The sequence below is a fragment of the Phycisphaerae bacterium genome (assembly GCA_028714855.1).
Taxonomy (GTDB): domain Bacteria; phylum Planctomycetota; class Phycisphaerae; order Sedimentisphaerales; family Anaerobacaceae; genus CAIYOL01.
The window spans coordinates 118,211-134,187 of the sequence record JAQTLP010000005.1; the positions used below are offsets into that span (position 1 = coordinate 118,211).

The window sequence follows — 15,977 nt, forward strand, 5'->3', positions numbered from 1 at the left end:
TCGGGTAGAATTCAAGGTCAGCACAAGAAAGCGAAATTTTTTAAGGCAAATAAACCATAAAAGCCACGGGAGAAAAAAAATGAAAACAAAAAAAACAGTTTTAAAATCTATTGTGCTGCCTCTGGTGATTTTGCTGGTTATTCTCACAGCCGCATTCTTTCTTGTCGGCACCAGCCTGATAAAAAGCGGCATTGAAAAGGCGGCCAGCTCCGCCCTCGGCGTGCCTGTCACAATAAAGGACATAGACCTGTCGATTTTACGGGGCCGTGTCATCGTACAGGGGCTGGTTGTGAAAAACCCGCCGGGTTATGCCAACGAAACCCTGCTGGAACTCGGCGAGGCAACGGTCAATCTTAATATCGGCTCGCTAATGAGTGACACCGTCAAGATACAGCTTGTAAAACTCGACGACACGAAGCTGACAATGGAGCAAAAAGGGCTGTCGAACAATCTCAAAGAAGTTTTGGACAATCTGCCCAAAGAGGAGAAGAAAGCAGAGCCGAAGGAAGAAGGCAAGAACCTGCTTATCAATCATCTAGAGATAACCAACACAGACGTCAGAGTCAAGGTGCTGCCTGTTCCCGGGAAAAGCGACACTATAAGCTTGAAACTCGACCCGATAATTATGGATAATCTCGGGACTGATAAAAAGCTCAGCATAGGCATACTGGCAGCGAAGGTCCTCAAAGCAATAGCGACAGGTGTTGCCAAACAAGGCGCCGGCGTACTGCCTGACGAAATGGTGAAAGGCATCGGGTCTTCGGCTGACAAGGCAACCGAGATGGGCAAAGCCGCAACCGAAGAAGGTAAGAAAGCACTCGACTCCGGAAAAGAAGCCCTTGAAGGCATCAAGGGACTCTTCAAGAAATAAATATACCGACTATAGATCTTTCAGAAGAACATTCGCCGGTGATTTTTCAATAGTTTCACCGAATTGCCGCAGGCAATTGGAGAGCTTATCCAGCTCGCTTACTTTGGCCACTGGTATATCGGTAGTGCCATACTGCTCAAGCCGGTCAATGACGAACTTTATCGTGATTTTTTCAACGTCAACGGCGGGCTGATAGGCAAACTCGTTGTACTTGCCATTCCCGACCTCCGACAATACTCCAGCCTCTGACAGTTCGTATAAAATCTGCCTGACCAATCGAATCGGAATTTCCAGTTCGTGCGAAAACCAACGGGCATCGACCGGCTTTTCAGCGTTGCAAAACTTTTTCACCGACCGCTGCACAATAAGCAAGGAAAGCTGCTTTTTGAACAATTTACTGACCGACAAACAATCGGGTTCAAACTCATACGTTTCGACATTTTGATGGGCAAACGACACCTCGGCGCCGAATAAAACAATAAGCCAGCTCATCTGAAGCCACAGTAAAAACAAAGGCAGCGCCGCAAAGCTGCCGTATATAGCGTATCTCGTGGTAATCTGAACCTGGAAATTGACGTATGCCCACTGAACAAACTGAAATAAAGCTCCTGCGACTATGCCGGCTATCAGGCCAGATACAAATCTCACCTTCGTATTCGGCATAAAAATGAAAATAAACGTGAAAGAAACCCAGACTGTAATATAAGGCAGCAACTTCATCACATACCAGAACACCGGCCCAAAGTTTCTCAATACTGGAATTTTTTCGATTATGGTTTGAATCTGGCCGCAGAGAAAAACAGTTACCCCGCCGGCTACTACCAACAAAATCGGGCATACGAGCATCGTTATCAGGTAATCGCTGAATTTCCTACCAAAAGTCCTCGGCTTAACTACGCCCCATATATCGTTAAAGGAACCTTCAACACTGCCAAGTAAACTGATAATAGTCCAAAACAAGAAAACGACACCTATACCAGCTACGACACCGCCACTGGCCCGGTCGAGAAGTGAATTAGCAAAAGCAATAATCCTATTAGCAACTTCCTCATGACCTTTCATCTTTTCGAGAATTTGCGATGCCATGCGTTCCTGCAGCCCAAATCCCTTGGCGATTCCGAACATCAAGGCAATAACCGGCACAATCGAAAGCAATGAGTAGAAAGTCAGAGCAGATGCTCTAAACCTGCACTTGTTCTCGTCAAAGCCGCGAAAGGCAAGAACAATTATGCGGATAAGCCGGATGGCAAATGATTTGCTGCGAGGATGGTCCTTCAGGCGTATCCGCCAAATATCCCTTTTGACAAAATTCATCAATTTTGCGAACATAACAGGCCCTTTCTTGTCTAAATTACACCACCCAATACCGCCGTGGCAGATTATACAGAACATCAGGACAGTTTTCAATAACGCTTGTTTAATATCGCGTGCTGCTCTTTCGTCTCGCTTCATCCGCCTGCGAAACGGAATTAGAGAATTGATTAACGTGGTGAACTTGTGGCATAGGCGCAGTTTTGTTATACTTTTGAAACAATGGATGGAAGACAGTTTGCGAAATTGCTGATACCTGTAAAAAAGGCCCATTTAGGAAAAGGGATTTTTAGATGGCCCGCGAGGCCGATACTTGCCAGCCCACGCAGCGTCGATGTCCTGCCCCTCGAACAACTCAGCAGAGACTTAAAAGAAAAAAATATCAAAGCCAGCGTGGACAGGAATACTCTCGGTCAAGCGGCTGTGAAGGTAAACAGGGACAAGAAAATCGGAAACGACGAGGCATACAGGCTTGCCGTAACACCTGATGGAATAGAAGTTTATGCAAAAGCAGACGCTGGAGCATACTATGCTCTACAAACACTGAGAGACCTCGTTTCAATATACGGCAAGGTGCTGCCAGCGTGCGTTATAGAAGACAAGCCGGATTTTCGCAGGCGAGGCATCTATCACGACTGCTCCCGCGGAAAAGTACCAAAACTGGCTACCCTCAAGGACCTCGTTGAGCGGCTTGCACACTGGAAGATTAATGAATTAGAGCTTTACGTGGAAAACGTTTTCGCCTTTAAACAACATCCAGATATCGGTAAAGGTTACAGCCCATTCACGGCGGAAGAGATTCTGTCTTTGCAGGAATGCTGCCGAGCGCACCATATAAAACTTGTCGGGTCATTAGCGAGTTTCGGACATTTTGAGAAGATTTTGTCGCTGCCAAAGTACAGGGACTTAGGCGAGATGCCGGGATTTCGAGGTTTTCCAGGCGGGACAACGCTTTGTCCGACCGACCCACGGTCGATTAAGCTAATCAGCGAACTTTACAGTGAATTTGTTCCGCTATTCGAGGCGGAGGATTTCAATGTCTGCTGCGATGAGACGTTGGAACTCGGCAAAGGGCGCAGCAAAGAACGTGCAACCCAAATCGGGGCCGGAGAAGTATACCTGGAATTTCTGCTAAAGATACATCGGCTGTGCGAGAAATACGGGAAACGGATGAACGCATGGGCAGACATGGTGCTGAAATATCCAGAGCTATTGAAGAAGCTGCCGCGAGAGATGGTACTTCTCAACTGGGAGTATGAAAGCAACGGGGAAAATATAGGGAAGACCGGCGAAATAGCAAAGTCAGGGATGCGGTTTATGGTTTGTCCGGGGACGAGCGGATGGCTGACGCACGGCTCGCGGATGGCTAATTCGATGGGAAACGTAAGAAATTTTACTGCTGCCGGGCGGAGATATAACGCGGAAGGCCTGCTTAATACGGACTGGGGGGACAGGGGACATCACAACTTTCTCGGAGCAAGTCTTCACAGCTTCGCACACGGCGCGGCACATTCATGGAACAGCAGAGCGGTTGACGAAAAAAGATTTACGGAGAATTTCTGTTATCACGTATTCGGCCAGAAGACAAACAAAATGGCAAAGAAGCTGACGCTGTTAGGCAATACATATAGTATGTGCGGAAAACCGGTGCGTAACAAATCTTTGCTATATGATGCGCTGGTTGAGCCGCTTCTGCACACCGCCCCCCCTGCCCAAAGCTGCATCGATATGACCAAGCCGGCAGGATTGAGGCGGATTCTGGACAAGTTGTCTGACGGCAAGGGCTGGCCTGAAGCTTCAGGAACGACGGAAGTATTTGAGAAAACAGCACTTAGAGAGCTAAAAGCGGCGGAGCGAATGGACTGCCTGGCGTGCAGGCGGGCACTGGCAGCAAAGGCGCTGCGAGCGGGTAAAGATGTTAACAAGTCAGAGTTAATGCAATTAGGCAAGTCAATAAAAGAGATGAGCGAAGAATTCGAGGAACTTTGGCTGCTGCGCAATAAAACTTCGCGATTGAAAGACAACATGAAACTATTTAAACAAGTCGAACGGGAATCGTATCATTTAGCCGATAAGAAGAAGAGATTATGACAGGAAGTGAAATTACAAAGCTGCAAAGAAAAACACGGATGCGCGTGGCGGGATTGATGTCAGGCACATCAGCCGACGGTATTGACGCTGCAATTATTGATATTAACAAGGACAAGATAAATGTCCTGGCGTATGATACGTTTCCGTATCCTGATGCGGTTCGCCGAGGTATCTTCAAACTTGTCGAATCGAAAGAGGCCGGGGCGGCGGATGTGAGTCACCTGAATTTTGTAATCGGCGAGGTATTTGCGGAGGCGGTGCTGAAGCTTTGCAGGAAAAGCAGAATAGATTTAAAGACGATTGACCTGATAGGGTCGCACGGACAAACAATTTATCATAATCCAAAGCGGCACTGCACTTTGCAGATTGGCGAGGCGGCGGTAATTGCCCAGCGGACGGGAATTACGACGGTGTCGGATTTTCGGCCAAGAGATATGGCGGCGGGCGGGCAAGGGGCACCGCTGGTACCTTTCGCAGATTATATCCTGTTTCGAGACAAGAAAAAAAGCCGAGCCATCCAGAATATCGGAGGGATTGCCAATGTGACTTATCTGCCGGCGGACTGTCAAAGGCGTGATATTATCGCCTTCGATACGGGGCCTGGGAATATGATAATCGACGGAATCGTTCGGCTGGTAACGAAGGGCAGAAAGAAATTTGACCAAAACGGCAAAATAGCCGGGCGAGGCACGGTTAATAAAAAATTGCTCAGTGATATGCTGCGGTATCCGTTTTTCAGAAAGCGGCCTCCAAAATCGACCGGACGTGAGATGTTCGGGAAAGAATATTGCGATGCCTTATACAAGCGTACGATGAGAAAAAAACTTTCCGCCGAAGATATTATAGCTACTGCGACGGCTTTTACGGCAGCGAGCATAGGTTTATCCTATAAGCGATTTCTGCCCGCGATGCCGGGTGAACTGATATTGTGCGGCGGCGGGGCCAAAAACGATACGCTGATTAAGATGTTGCGGGAGGAGCTGGGCAGGGTTAAAATCCTCGACAGTTGCGACCTTGGCATTAACTGCGATGCCAAAGAGGCAATTTCGTTTGCCATATTGGCACACGCTACAATTAAAGGGATTGCCAACAATGTCCCCGGCGCTACCGGGGCAAAGGAACCATTAATCTTAGGGAAAATAGTACCCGCATAATGAGAAGACACAAACCGCTTCCAACTACCGAAAAGAGTAACCGCAAAAGTAAAAAGATAGACCGGCTGTCAACGCAGCAGATAATAAAGCTGATTAATTCCGAGGACAAGCTTGTTGCACCCGCGGTCGGCAAAGAGCGCAAAAATATCGCCAAGGCGGTCGATATGATAGTAGAGCGCCTTCGACAAGGAGGACGATTATTCTACGTTGGGGCCGGGACGAGCGGCCGGCTGGGCGTGCTTGATGCATCGGAATGTCCGCCGACTTTCGGCGTTCGACCTTCTTTAGTGCAGGGGATTATAGCCGGCGGCAAACGTGCGCTGGTAAGGGCTGTAGAGGGAGCTGAAGACAGCGAAAATGACGGAGCAAAGGCAATAGTAAAAAAGGGGATTGGGGCAAAGGACGTGGTTATCGGAATTGCCGCCTGCGGTATAACCCCTTTCGTTCGCGGCGCTTTAAGGCAGGCAGCGAAAATAAAAACAGGCACTATCTTTATCACCTGTTCCAAGACAACAGGCAGAGACGTCCCCGCACAAATAGTCATAAACCCGATTGTAGGGCCGGAAGTCATTTGCGGTTCAACACGGATGAAGGCTGGCACGGCAACGAAACTTGTTCTCAATAGTCTAACCACGGCAGCAATGATTAAAATGGGCAAGGTCTACGGGAACCTGATGGTTGACCTCAACGCAACAAACCAAAAGCTGCAAGACAGGTCCGTAAGAATTGTTTCACAATTGACCGGCCTTTCACGAACAAAGGCTCAGAAATTACTCGAGCAGGCAAAAGGGAAAGTCAAGCCTGCGGTCGTAATGCACTTTCGCAATGTGGATTCCCGCCGGGCAGATATTATCCTTCAGGAAAGCAGACAATCATTGAGAAAAGCCATAAGGGAAAATAAATGATTCATTTCAGTTTAGCGCAAAATATCGCGGCAGCTATAGGTCAAACTGATTTAATCATCGTTGGGTCGGCGATTTTACTTCTCTTTGTCATTTCATATATCTTCGGGCGCGAAGAAAAAGATATAAACGACTACTTTCTCGGCAGCAGAAAGATTCCTTCGATTGTCGCGTGCCTGTCTTTCGTAGCAACTGAAGTTAGCGCGCTTACAATCGTCGGCGTGCCGGCAACGGCATTCAGCGAGAACTGGGAGTACCTGCAGTTTTTTATCGGCTCGGCTGCTGCACGCATAGCGGTGGCGTTTCTGTTCATACCGGTATTTTATAAATACAACTGCACGAGCATATATGAATTTTTAAGGCACCGCTTCGGGCCGGAGACACAATATGCGGGTTCGATTTTCTTTTTTATTACGCGGTTAATATCGTCAGGCATCAGGTTGTATGCCGCGTGCATGGGGGTCGGGATTATTATGGGCTGGAGTCTGGCACAAACAATTCTGGTATTTACGGCGGTAAGTATCATATTCATCGCATTCGGGGGCATAAAAGCGGTGGTTTGGGCAGGCGCATATCAGGCGATAGTATTCTTCGCTGCGGGCGCTGCGATACTGACTTATCTTTCGCTGCACATAAATGGCGGATTGTCCGCCGCATGGCAAACCGCAGGCGAAGCGGGACGACTCAGTATTTTTAATTTTAAATTCGACCTTAATAATCCCACGACCTTTTGGGCGGGCAGCATCAACGCTTTTTTCATCGGCTTAGCTGTCTTCGGCACCGACCAAGAATTGATGCAAAGGTTACTTACGGTCAGGACCAGAAAGACAAGCCAGAAGACAATTATTATGACTATATTGGCGGCGCTTCCGATTTTGTGCATATATCTGGGGATCGGCACTTTACTTTACGTATTCTACCAACAGAACCCTGACATCATTCAGCCGGGCAGGACCAAAGAAGTCCTTTCGCACTTTGTGACAAATTCTCTGCCGGCCGGCTTAAAAGGATTGATGCTTTCAGCAATTATATTAGCCAGCATTGACTCTCCGTTAAGTTCGCTTGCCTCGTCTTTTGTGACGGATATTTACCGCCCGCTCATCAAAAAAACCGCGACGGAAAAACACTATTTAATGATTTCGAGGGCGGGAGTGGTTGCTTTCGGCGTCATCCTGGCAACTATTGCCTTTTCGTGCGAATCGGTGGAAAACATATTGTGGTTCGCATTCGAGATATTTTCCCTGACTGGAGGCGCAACTCTCGGCGTTTTCATTCTCGGCGTGCTGACACGACGAAGGGCCAACCTCAGCAACGTAATCGCAATGATTATCAGCACGTTATCTGTGACGGCCCTGCTGCTAATGTCTCATAAAGGATATATTAAACTGGCGTGGAGCTGGCTGATAGTCATCGGCACAATAATAACGCTGATTTTGAACTGCCTGTTTAGCTGTATTAAGACAAAAGAGCGGCCGCAATAAACCAGGGATATTTGTGAGATGCGCAAAAAAAGACCTGCATTTACCTGCAGGTCTTAATAGCGGGGGCAGGATTCGAACCTGCGACCTCCGGGTTATGGGCCCGACGAGCTACCAGACTGCTCTACCCCGCGATCATTTCTAGTATTTCGTATTTTGTCGCTACACTATAAATACCACAAAAAGCATTTTTTATCAAGAGGTAAGGATTAAATTATAAATTTTCACGGATTTTAGCGGCGATTTGCTCGATTTTTCCTTCTTCGTATTCATAGGCCGGCCAGCGGTTAAAAACGCCATCGCCGGAGTTACGAGGAATTATGTGAAAGTGCAAATGGTCAACAAGCTGGCCAGCCGTCCTTCCGTTATTGCACAACACATTATAGCCGTCAGAATTCATCGCACCCGCTACGGCCGCGGCGATTTTGCCAAGCTGTGAAGCAACCCGGCTTAAAATTTCAGGAGGGCACTGATGCAATTTTTCAAAGTGCTGCTTGGGAATCACCAATGCATGACCGTCGCTTATTGGGCCGATATCCAAAAAAGAAAGAACAACGTCGTCTTCGTAAATTTTCGTAACCGGAATCTGTCCAGCCACCATTTTACAAAATACACAACCATTTACGCTCATTCCAGGCCTGTAGTCTAAATAATGAGTTACTGCTGTTTATCAGATTTGTCCGCTTCGTTTTTAACCTCGGCGGTACCTTCGGCCTTCTCTTTTTTAGTCTTTTTTCGAGAAGCTTTTTTGGCAGCAGCTTTGGTTTGTTTTTTTGTGCCCTCGTCAGCACCTACGAACTGCAGCAGGACGAGCCGGCCGTTATCGCCCAATCTTCTCTGAGACAGACGGATAATTCTTGTATAACCGCCCGGCCTGTCAAGATATCTGGGGCCAAGCTCACTGAACAATTTCCCGATTACCGTGCCCTTTTTGACAGCTTCACCATCTTCATCAGCTACAATATCACGATTGCCAAGCAGCATAATAGCTCGACGTCTGGCAGCCAACGTACCTTTTTTGGCCAATGTAATCATCTTTTCGGCAAAGGATTTTACCTCCTTGGCCTTTTCGGGAGTCGTTGAAATCGTTTCGTGCTGGATGAGTGAAGCGACCAGATTCCGGCGCATAGCCAAACGGTGCTCGGCTGTTCGATTTAACTGACGCCCTGCTATTCTATGACGCATACGCTCAAATCCTCTTATCTGTTACTATCATAATTAATCACCAATACCGGTCATTCCCAAAGACAAACCGATATCCGCAAGTTTTCTTTTGACTTCCCGCAGGCTCGTTTTACCGAAGCTGCGAACATTCAGCAAATCGGCTTCCGTCTTTTTCACCAGTTGGCCGACCGTTGTGACCTTTATTGCCTCAAGACAGTTGCTAACCCTCACCGATAATTCCAATTCCTGAATAGGGATACTCAGTTTTTTGGTTAATTCCTCATTCACCGTTTCTGCCGCTGCTTCTTCCAGAACGATTTGCTCGGTAACGGTTTCCTCTCCAAGCCCGAAATATTGCACGAACGGATTGATGTGCTTACGGAATATTTTGGCGGCCTCTACCAGCGCCATCTCCGGAGCAATTGTTCCATTGGTCCAAATTTCCAGAATCAGCCTGTCATAGTTGGTTCGCTGGCCGACGCGTGTGTCTTCAGTTATGTACCGAACTCTTGTAACCGGCGAATATACCGCATCAATCAATATTCTGCCAAGTTCCTGCTCAAATCTGTCCGCGGCGGCGATTCGTTCTGAAGCCGGCAAATAACCACGCCCCTTCTCAACCACCATTTCCATTTCAAAATTCACATCCTCAGTCAAAGTAGCTAACACCGCATCTTTGTTTATCAATTCTATGGCCGGGTCCGCAACTATATCGGCTGCCGTTACAACGCCGGCTTTGTTGGCCGAAACTTTCATTACCTTCGGACCTTCATCATTGAGCCGAACAATAAGATTCTTTACATTCAAAACTATTTCGGTGACATCTTCCATTACGCCCTTCAAGGAGGTAAATTCATGGTCGGCGCCGGTCACTTTAATGGATGTTACGGCGCTGCCTTCAAGGGAAGAAAGTAATACGCGTCTTAAGCTGTTACCGACAGTGGTGCCAAAACCACGTTCGAACGGCTCGATGAAGAATCGGCCATATTTATCACTCGAAACCTCTATATCTCGTTCAACATGAGTCGGCAATTCCAAACCACGCCATGTCACTCGCATATATACCTCCAATAATACCGTTTATTAACAATTCGTTATTGACCAGCAAAATCCAACCAAACGGCTACCTCGAACAGACCTCTACAATCAACTGCTCCTGAACCGGGATTTGAATATCATCCCTGGTGGGCAGTGCAACAACAGTAGCTTCGATATTTTCACTATTCACTTGCAGCCAATTTTGTGTGGTAAAGTTTGGGTTACTTTCCAATTGTCCCTTTACCTTCTTTTTGCTTTTTTCGGAACTCTTAACTGTTATCTTGTCACCGACTTTTACAATATAATCGCTGATATTAACTTTCCGTCCTTTTACACAAATATGGCCGTGGTTAATCAGGAGTCTGGCTGCCTTTCGTGACGGCGCGAAATTCACCTTATAAAGCACATTATCCAAACGCCTTTCCAGCAATTGCAGCAGAATTTCACCGGTATTACCCTTCACCCGCTCAGCTTTGTGGAAATACCTCATAAACTGTCGATCCAGAAGGCCGTAGTACCTTTTGACTTTTTGCTTTTCACGCAATCGAACACCATATTCGCTCGGCCTGCCTCTGCGCCAGCCGTGCATACCGGGACCCAAATTACGCTGTTTCTTTTCGATCGGGCACTTGGCCGTCTCACACCTGACGCCCTTGAGCATCAGCTTCATCGCCTCACGACGACAATGTTTACAAGATGAACCAAGATAACGTCCCATCTTCTTTATCTACCTCCAAAAACCATTTCAAGGCGTCCTATTTTATAACAAGCCATAAAAAACACGTTTTGGCGTCCTTTTACTTTATACCCGTCTTCGCTTCGGCGGCCGACAGCCATTATGCGGAAGCGGAGTAACATCTTCTATCGAGGCGATACGCAATCCAGCCTGTTGGAGGGCTGAGATTGCAGATTCGCGACCAGAACCAGGCCCCTTAACCCTAATCTCAATCTCGCGCACGCCGTTACGCATAGCGATATTGGCACAACGCTGTGCAGCCTGCTGAGCAGCAAAAGGGGTACTTTTGCGCGAACCCTTGAAACCGACACAGCCTGCTGAACCCGAGCAAATTGTGTCACCATCGGGGTCTGTAATTGTAATCAACGTATTGTTGAACGTCGCTTTTATGTACACTATAGCCCTGGCGACATTCTTCTTGACCTTTCGTTTTACAGTCGGTGTCGGCATTAAAAATCCTCAAATAACAAAACTATTACTTCCGAGCAGCAAGACCAAACTATGTACGCTGCTCCTTCACGCCTTTCTTACCTGCAACCGTCTTTCTCGGCCCTTTACGGGTTCGCGCATTACTCTGAGTGTGCTGGCCCCGAACAGGCAAACCTTTTCTGTGTCGTATGCCTCTATAACAGCCTATATCTCGCAAACGAGCGATATTTTGAGAGACCTGCCTGCGAAGCTGGCCTCCCACGGTATAATTATGGTCAATAATCTGAGTTATCCTGCTAAGCTCATCTTCACTGAGTTTGCTGGCCTTGACGTCTTTTTCAATCTTGGCCTCCTTCAAAATCATTTCTGAAGTATGGCGGCCTATACCATGAACATACGTCAACGAAATCAAGATGGATTTGTCACTAGGAATATCAATACCTACTATTCGGGGCATATCAGCTCCTTTTCGTATTCAGCCCGACGATAAAATCAACCCTGGCGCTGTTTATGTCTCGGGTTGGCACAAATCACCCGCACAACGCCCTTACGGCGAATAACCTTACAATTCTCACATATACGTTTTACAGAACTTCTGACTTTCATTTTTACAATCTACTTTCGTGTCCTATCTCATTTAGGACGAATTTCTCAATTTCGCAGAACTATTCGGCCTCTATTCAAATCATACGGCGACATTTCAACTGTAATAGTATCACCCGGCAAAATCCGAATAAAATGCATACGCATCTTGCCCGAAACATGCGCCAAAATCCTGTGGCCATTTTCCAGCTCCACTGTAAACATCGCATTCGGCAGCGCTTCAATCACTGTGGCCTGCAATTTTATTGTGCCCTTTCCTGCCATAGCTTTTCGCTTTCCTGCTTTCGCTACTTTACAGTCAGCACTTCACAACCATTTTTCACTATTGCAATCGTATGCTCAAAGTGAGCCGAACACTTTCCATCCTTTGTTACCACTACCCATCCGTTTTTCAGCGTTCGCACATCACTGGTACCGGCATTAACCATCGGCTCCACTGCCAGGATCATGCCTTCCGTCAGAATAATATCGCATCTGAGCAACTCATCACTGACAAAGTTGGGGACTTTGGGCTCTTCGTGCATCTTTTTACCGATGCCGTGTCCGACAAAATCCTTTACTACCGAAAAGCCGGCCGATTCCGCATAACCCTGCATTTCGGCGGCTATTTGGCTCCATTTTACGCCCGGTTTCGCTCGAGCTATCGCAATATCGAGAAGATGTTTAGTCGCATCTATAAGCCTGCGTTTATCTTCAGTAATCTCGCCGATAGCGACAGTAACAGCAGCATCTCCACAATAACCATCAAGCTTGGCGCCGAAATCAATGCTCAGGATATCGCCGTTCTTAAGTACAGCGGTCTCGGAAGGAATTCCGTGGACGACCTGCTCATTTATCGAGGCGCAAATTGCGCTCGGAAACGGCGCCGGAGCATAAGGACTGCGTACTCCTTTAAACAAAGCCGTTGCCCCGGCTTCGGTTGTAATCTGCGAAGCCATGCTGTCCAGCCAGCCGGTAGTTACTCCCGGTTCTGCAACCTCTTGTAATTTTAAAAGAACATCGGCTACAACAACACCTGCTTTACGAATCAGCTCAATCTCTCTTCGGCTGCGAAGCGTTATAGCCATTTAATTCCGTATCTCGCCTCATACTTTATTTCCGGCGAGAGCATCCAAATTCTCGAACAATAAAGCGGTCACACTGCCGGCTTCTTCATTGGCATCGAAGTCATAAACAGTGTTGTTCTTTCTATAGTAATCCACCACCGGTTCTGTCTGCCGGTGATACGTCTTAAGCCGATTCTTAACCACTTCAAGACCGTCATCCGCCCTTTGAACAAGGGCGGTGCCATCTCTATCACATTTTCCTTCGACCTTAGGCTTCAGGTTTTCAATGTGATAAACCGCACCACACTGAGGACAGCTTCTTCTGCCGGTCAATCGCCCGGCTACTATCCGGTCATCTACCTTTAAGTTCAAAACAGCATCTATTTTTTCGCCGTTACCAGCCAACGATTCATCAAGCTTGTCGGCCTGATTAACGGTCCTGGGAAAACCATCCAGCACAAAACCAGCCTGTGGTGTCTTTTTAATCGCACCAGCCATCATTTCAACTATTACATCATCCGGCACAAGCCCGCCGGAATCCATATACGTTTGGGCTCTTTTGCCCAACTCGCTCCCTGTAGCTCTTTCCTGCCGCAGGATGTCTCCGCTGGATAAATGGAGCAAGCCATATCTTTCAACGATGCGCTTACACTGCGTTCCTTTGCCGGCTCCCGGAGCACCCAATAAGACTATCCTCACGAATAGGCTCCTTTAATTCTGCCGGTTTCACTAAAACCATCGTAGCTGCGCATCAGGAGGTTGGCCTCTATTTTCTGCACCATGTCCAGCGAGACACTGATAACTATCAATAAACCAGTGCCGCCCAGGAAAGACGCAATTCTCCAGTCAACTCCTAATAATATTGTAATCACCGACGGCACAACGGCAATTACGGCTAAGAATGCGGCTCCAAAATAAGTGATTCTAATCATCACCTTTTCCAAATAATCAGCGGTCCTTCGGCCCGGACGAAGCCCCGGGATAAAGCTGCCAGAATCCCGCAAATTTTTGGCCATCTCCTTCGGCTGAAACTGTATTGTTGTCCAAAAGTAAGCAAATAAGAATATCAATAACATATACACAACATTATAAGTATAAGCACCGGGCCCAAAAGCATTCTGCAAATTCATAAGAAATACCGAAGATGGGAACCTGCTTGCCAACTGGCCGACAACTATCGGCGGGAACATCATAAAGCTCGATGCGAAAATTATCGGCATCACTCCGCCGTGATTGACCCTGAGCGGCAGATACTGTCTTTGGCCACCATACATTCTATGACCGCGCATCTGCTTTGCGTACTGAATAGGTATTCTGCGCTGGCCTTGAGTTATCAGTATGGCGCCTGCAACAACAAATACAAACGCCGCTATCAGGAACAATATTTTTGCCGGGCCTACGGTTCCGGGCGGTGCACCAACGCTGAAGTCAACATTCCGCCAAAGCGTCTGGACGGCCCAGGGCATTCTGTCGATAATGCCAGCCATAATTATTAAACTGACACCATTGCCTATGCCGTATTCATCTATCTGCTCGCCGAGCCACATCAGGAAAATGGTACCGGCTGTCATACTTACAATACCCAGTATCATAGCCTGAGTTTGCATGCCGGCATAGATATAGGCCCCCATCCCAAACATCCTCATATACATTATAGCCTGAAAAACACATACCGGCACCGTCAGATAGCGTGTGTACTCCTGTATTTTCTTGTAGCCGGTCTGGCCCTCCTGTCGCAATTTTTTCAAGGCCGGAACAACCTCAGCCAGCAGCATAAGGAAAATCGATGCCATAATATAGGGCATAATTCCCAGGCCAAACAAACTGCTATGGCTCAAGGTTCCGCCTGTGAACATTTGGAGATATTCAGCAGCTCTGCCTATAGGGCTATCTGTGTCTCTTGTGCCGACGGCGGCTTCCATCTTCGCCTGGTCAAAACACGGCGTAGGGATATGGAAGCCAATCCTGTATATCATCAGCAACGCAAAAGTAAAAAGAATCTTGTTGCGCAAGTCTGGGATTCTGAATATGTTAACTACCGCTCCAAGCATTTTTTAATATTCGCCTCTAATTTCTCACTTTTATAATAATCACAGTCGTTTACTCTATTGTTTTCGCGGTGCCTCCGGAAGCTACAATCTTCTGTTCGGCAGATTTACTGAATTTATGAGCTGTTACCAGCAGTTTCTTTGTCAGTTCACCATCGCCAAGAATTTTGACTTTATTCCTGAGGCTGTCAATCAACCCGGCGCTGGATAACTGTTCCACGCCAACGGTAGTGCCCTCGTCAAATATCTCCAATTGTGATACATTTACGGTTTTATAACGGGTTTCGAACTTGAAATTACTGAAGCCGCGTTTGGGCAACCGCCTGAATAGAGGCATCTGCCCGCCCTCAAAAAGCGATACAGAAAAGGACCCGGCCCTGCTGAGGCTGCCTTTGTGGCCTCGGGTACTGGTTTTCCCATGACCTGAACCAACGCCTCTACCAACACGCCTGCGAGCTTTATGTTTACCTACGGCAGAAGTTATTTCGAAATTCAGCATTTAAATCATCACCACCTTTTAACAGCTTCAACTTCTACACCACGAAGAGATTCAATCGTTTCTCTACTGCGCAACTTCAGCAATCCTCTTAACGTAGCTTTGACAACATTTTTAGCGGAGGTGCTTCCGTAAACTTTTGTAAGTACATCCTGCACGCCGGATAATTCGAGCACTGCTCGAGCACTTGAACCGGCGATAACCCCTGTACCGGGGCTGGCCGGAACCAGCGTTACCTTTGTTGCTCCATATTTGCCTTGGACCTGGTACGGAATCGTCCGGCCAAGCAGAACTATTTTGCACAAAGATTTCTTGGCATCTTTTACACCCTTCTCAACGGCTAATGGGACTTCATTGGCCTTACCATAACCGACACCTACTGTGCCTGCATGGTCACCAACTACGACCATCGCCGCAAAGCTAAACCGCCGGCCTCCCTTGACCACCTTGGCACAGCGAAATACTTTTACGACCGTATCTTCCAACGGTTGTTCTTCCTGAGTGGAGGGTTTGACCTCGTTAGAAGGCCGCACCGAAGGTACGACAGTCTTCTCCGAGGTCTCACTTTTAACAGGATTAGCCGATTCTTCTGTCAATTTTCTTCTCCAAA

General features: G+C 47.5%; 19 protein-coding genes and 1 tRNA gene. 5 read left to right on the top strand and 15 right to left on the bottom strand.

Going from position 1 to position 15,977, the window contains the following annotated elements:
- The first annotated feature begins 79 nt into the window (after nt 1-79).
- A complete protein-coding gene (locus PHG53_05295) occupies nt 80-871 on the top strand; it encodes an AsmA family protein (GenBank protein MDD5381038.1) in 792 nt (263 codons plus the stop codon).
- A 9-nt stretch (nt 872-880) separates the two neighbouring features.
- Here PHG53_05295 and PHG53_05300 read toward each other — a convergent pair whose 3' ends face one another.
- Entirely contained in the window at nt 881-2,323 is a 1,443-nt protein-coding gene (locus PHG53_05300; GenBank protein ID MDD5381039.1) for a YihY/virulence factor BrkB family protein, read from the bottom strand.
- An 81-nt stretch (nt 2,324-2,404) separates the two neighbouring features.
- Between PHG53_05300 and PHG53_05305 the strand changes: the two genes are divergently transcribed.
- From PHG53_05305 to PHG53_05320, 4 genes are read left to right on the top strand one after another with little or no spacing between them, the layout of a single operon-like run.
- Entirely contained in the window at nt 2,405-4,273 is a 1,869-nt protein-coding gene (locus PHG53_05305; protein MDD5381040.1) for a glycoside hydrolase family 20 zincin-like fold domain-containing protein, read from the top strand.
- On the top strand, nt 4,270-5,427 hold the full coding sequence (locus PHG53_05310) for an anhydro-N-acetylmuramic acid kinase (protein ID MDD5381041.1): 1,158 nt from the start codon (nt 4,270-4,272) through the stop codon (nt 5,425-5,427). The genes PHG53_05305 and PHG53_05310 overlap by 4 nt, the downstream gene beginning before the upstream one ends.
- Complete coding sequence (murQ, locus tag PHG53_05315) at nt 5,427-6,332, top strand: N-acetylmuramic acid 6-phosphate etherase (protein ID MDD5381042.1); 906 nt, start codon at nt 5,427-5,429, stop codon at nt 6,330-6,332. Before PHG53_05310 ends, murQ begins: the two co-directional genes overlap by 1 nt.
- Nucleotides 6,329-7,810 (top strand): sodium/solute symporter, encoded by a 1,482-nt coding sequence (locus tag PHG53_05320; protein ID MDD5381043.1) that lies wholly within the window; start codon nt 6,329-6,331, stop codon nt 7,808-7,810. The genes murQ and PHG53_05320 overlap by 4 nt, the downstream gene beginning before the upstream one ends.
- Nucleotides 7,811-7,867: 57 nt before the next feature.
- On the opposite strand, the gene PHG53_05325 is transcribed toward PHG53_05320, so the two are convergent.
- The 14 genes from PHG53_05325 to rpsE form a co-directional block, all read right to left on the bottom strand.
- Nucleotides 7,868-7,941 (bottom strand) — tRNA-Met (locus PHG53_05325).
- An 80-nt stretch (nt 7,942-8,021) separates the two neighbouring features.
- Nucleotides 8,022-8,438 (bottom strand): HIT family protein, encoded by a 417-nt coding sequence (locus PHG53_05330; GenBank protein MDD5381044.1) that lies wholly within the window; start codon nt 8,436-8,438, stop codon nt 8,022-8,024.
- A 26-nt stretch (nt 8,439-8,464) separates the two neighbouring features.
- Entirely contained in the window at nt 8,465-8,992 is a 528-nt protein-coding gene (gene rplQ, locus PHG53_05335; protein ID MDD5381045.1) for a 50S ribosomal protein L17, read from the bottom strand.
- A 33-nt stretch (nt 8,993-9,025) separates the two neighbouring features.
- Complete coding sequence (locus PHG53_05340; protein ID MDD5381046.1) at nt 9,026-10,030, bottom strand: DNA-directed RNA polymerase subunit alpha; 1,005 nt, start codon at nt 10,028-10,030, stop codon at nt 9,026-9,028.
- A gap of 64 nt (nt 10,031-10,094) precedes the next feature.
- Complete coding sequence (gene rpsD, locus PHG53_05345; protein ID MDD5381047.1) at nt 10,095-10,727, bottom strand: 30S ribosomal protein S4; 633 nt, start codon at nt 10,725-10,727, stop codon at nt 10,095-10,097.
- A gap of 84 nt (nt 10,728-10,811) precedes the next feature.
- Complete coding sequence (gene rpsK, locus PHG53_05350; GenBank protein MDD5381048.1) at nt 10,812-11,195, bottom strand: 30S ribosomal protein S11; 384 nt, start codon at nt 11,193-11,195, stop codon at nt 10,812-10,814.
- 49 nt (nt 11,196-11,244) lie between these two features.
- Nucleotides 11,245-11,631 carry a 30S ribosomal protein S13 gene (gene rpsM, locus PHG53_05355; GenBank protein MDD5381049.1) on the bottom strand — a complete coding sequence of 129 codons (387 nt, stop codon included), beginning with the start codon at nt 11,629-11,631 and terminating at the stop codon, nt 11,245-11,247.
- Nucleotides 11,632-11,666: 35 nt separating this feature from the next.
- Nucleotides 11,667-11,780, bottom strand: a complete 114-nt coding sequence (rpmJ, locus tag PHG53_05360; GenBank protein ID MDD5381050.1) for a 50S ribosomal protein L36 — start codon at nt 11,778-11,780, stop codon at nt 11,667-11,669.
- Between the two features lie 45 nt (nt 11,781-11,825).
- Nucleotides 11,826-12,041: a translation initiation factor IF-1 gene (gene infA, locus PHG53_05365; protein MDD5381051.1), complete on the bottom strand. Its 216-nt coding sequence runs from the start codon at nt 12,039-12,041 to the stop codon at nt 11,826-11,828.
- A gap of 23 nt (nt 12,042-12,064) precedes the next feature.
- Nucleotides 12,065-12,844 (bottom strand): type I methionyl aminopeptidase, encoded by a 780-nt coding sequence (map, locus tag PHG53_05370; protein ID MDD5381052.1) that lies wholly within the window; start codon nt 12,842-12,844, stop codon nt 12,065-12,067.
- 18 nt (nt 12,845-12,862) lie between these two features.
- Nucleotides 12,863-13,522 (bottom strand): adenylate kinase, encoded by a 660-nt coding sequence (locus PHG53_05375; GenBank protein ID MDD5381053.1) that lies wholly within the window; start codon nt 13,520-13,522, stop codon nt 12,863-12,865.
- Entirely contained in the window at nt 13,519-14,874 is a 1,356-nt protein-coding gene (gene secY, locus PHG53_05380) for a preprotein translocase subunit SecY (protein ID MDD5381054.1), read from the bottom strand. The genes PHG53_05375 and secY overlap by 4 nt, the downstream gene beginning before the upstream one ends.
- A gap of 49 nt (nt 14,875-14,923) precedes the next feature.
- Complete coding sequence (gene rplO / locus PHG53_05385) at nt 14,924-15,370, bottom strand: 50S ribosomal protein L15 (GenBank protein ID MDD5381055.1); 447 nt, start codon at nt 15,368-15,370, stop codon at nt 14,924-14,926.
- 8 nt (nt 15,371-15,378) lie between these two features.
- The gene (gene rpsE / locus PHG53_05390) at nt 15,379-15,852 is read right to left on the bottom strand and encodes a 30S ribosomal protein S5 (protein MDD5381056.1); all 474 of its coding nucleotides are present in this window, start codon (nt 15,850-15,852) and stop codon (nt 15,379-15,381) included.
- Nucleotides 15,853-15,977: the final 125 nt, after the last annotated feature.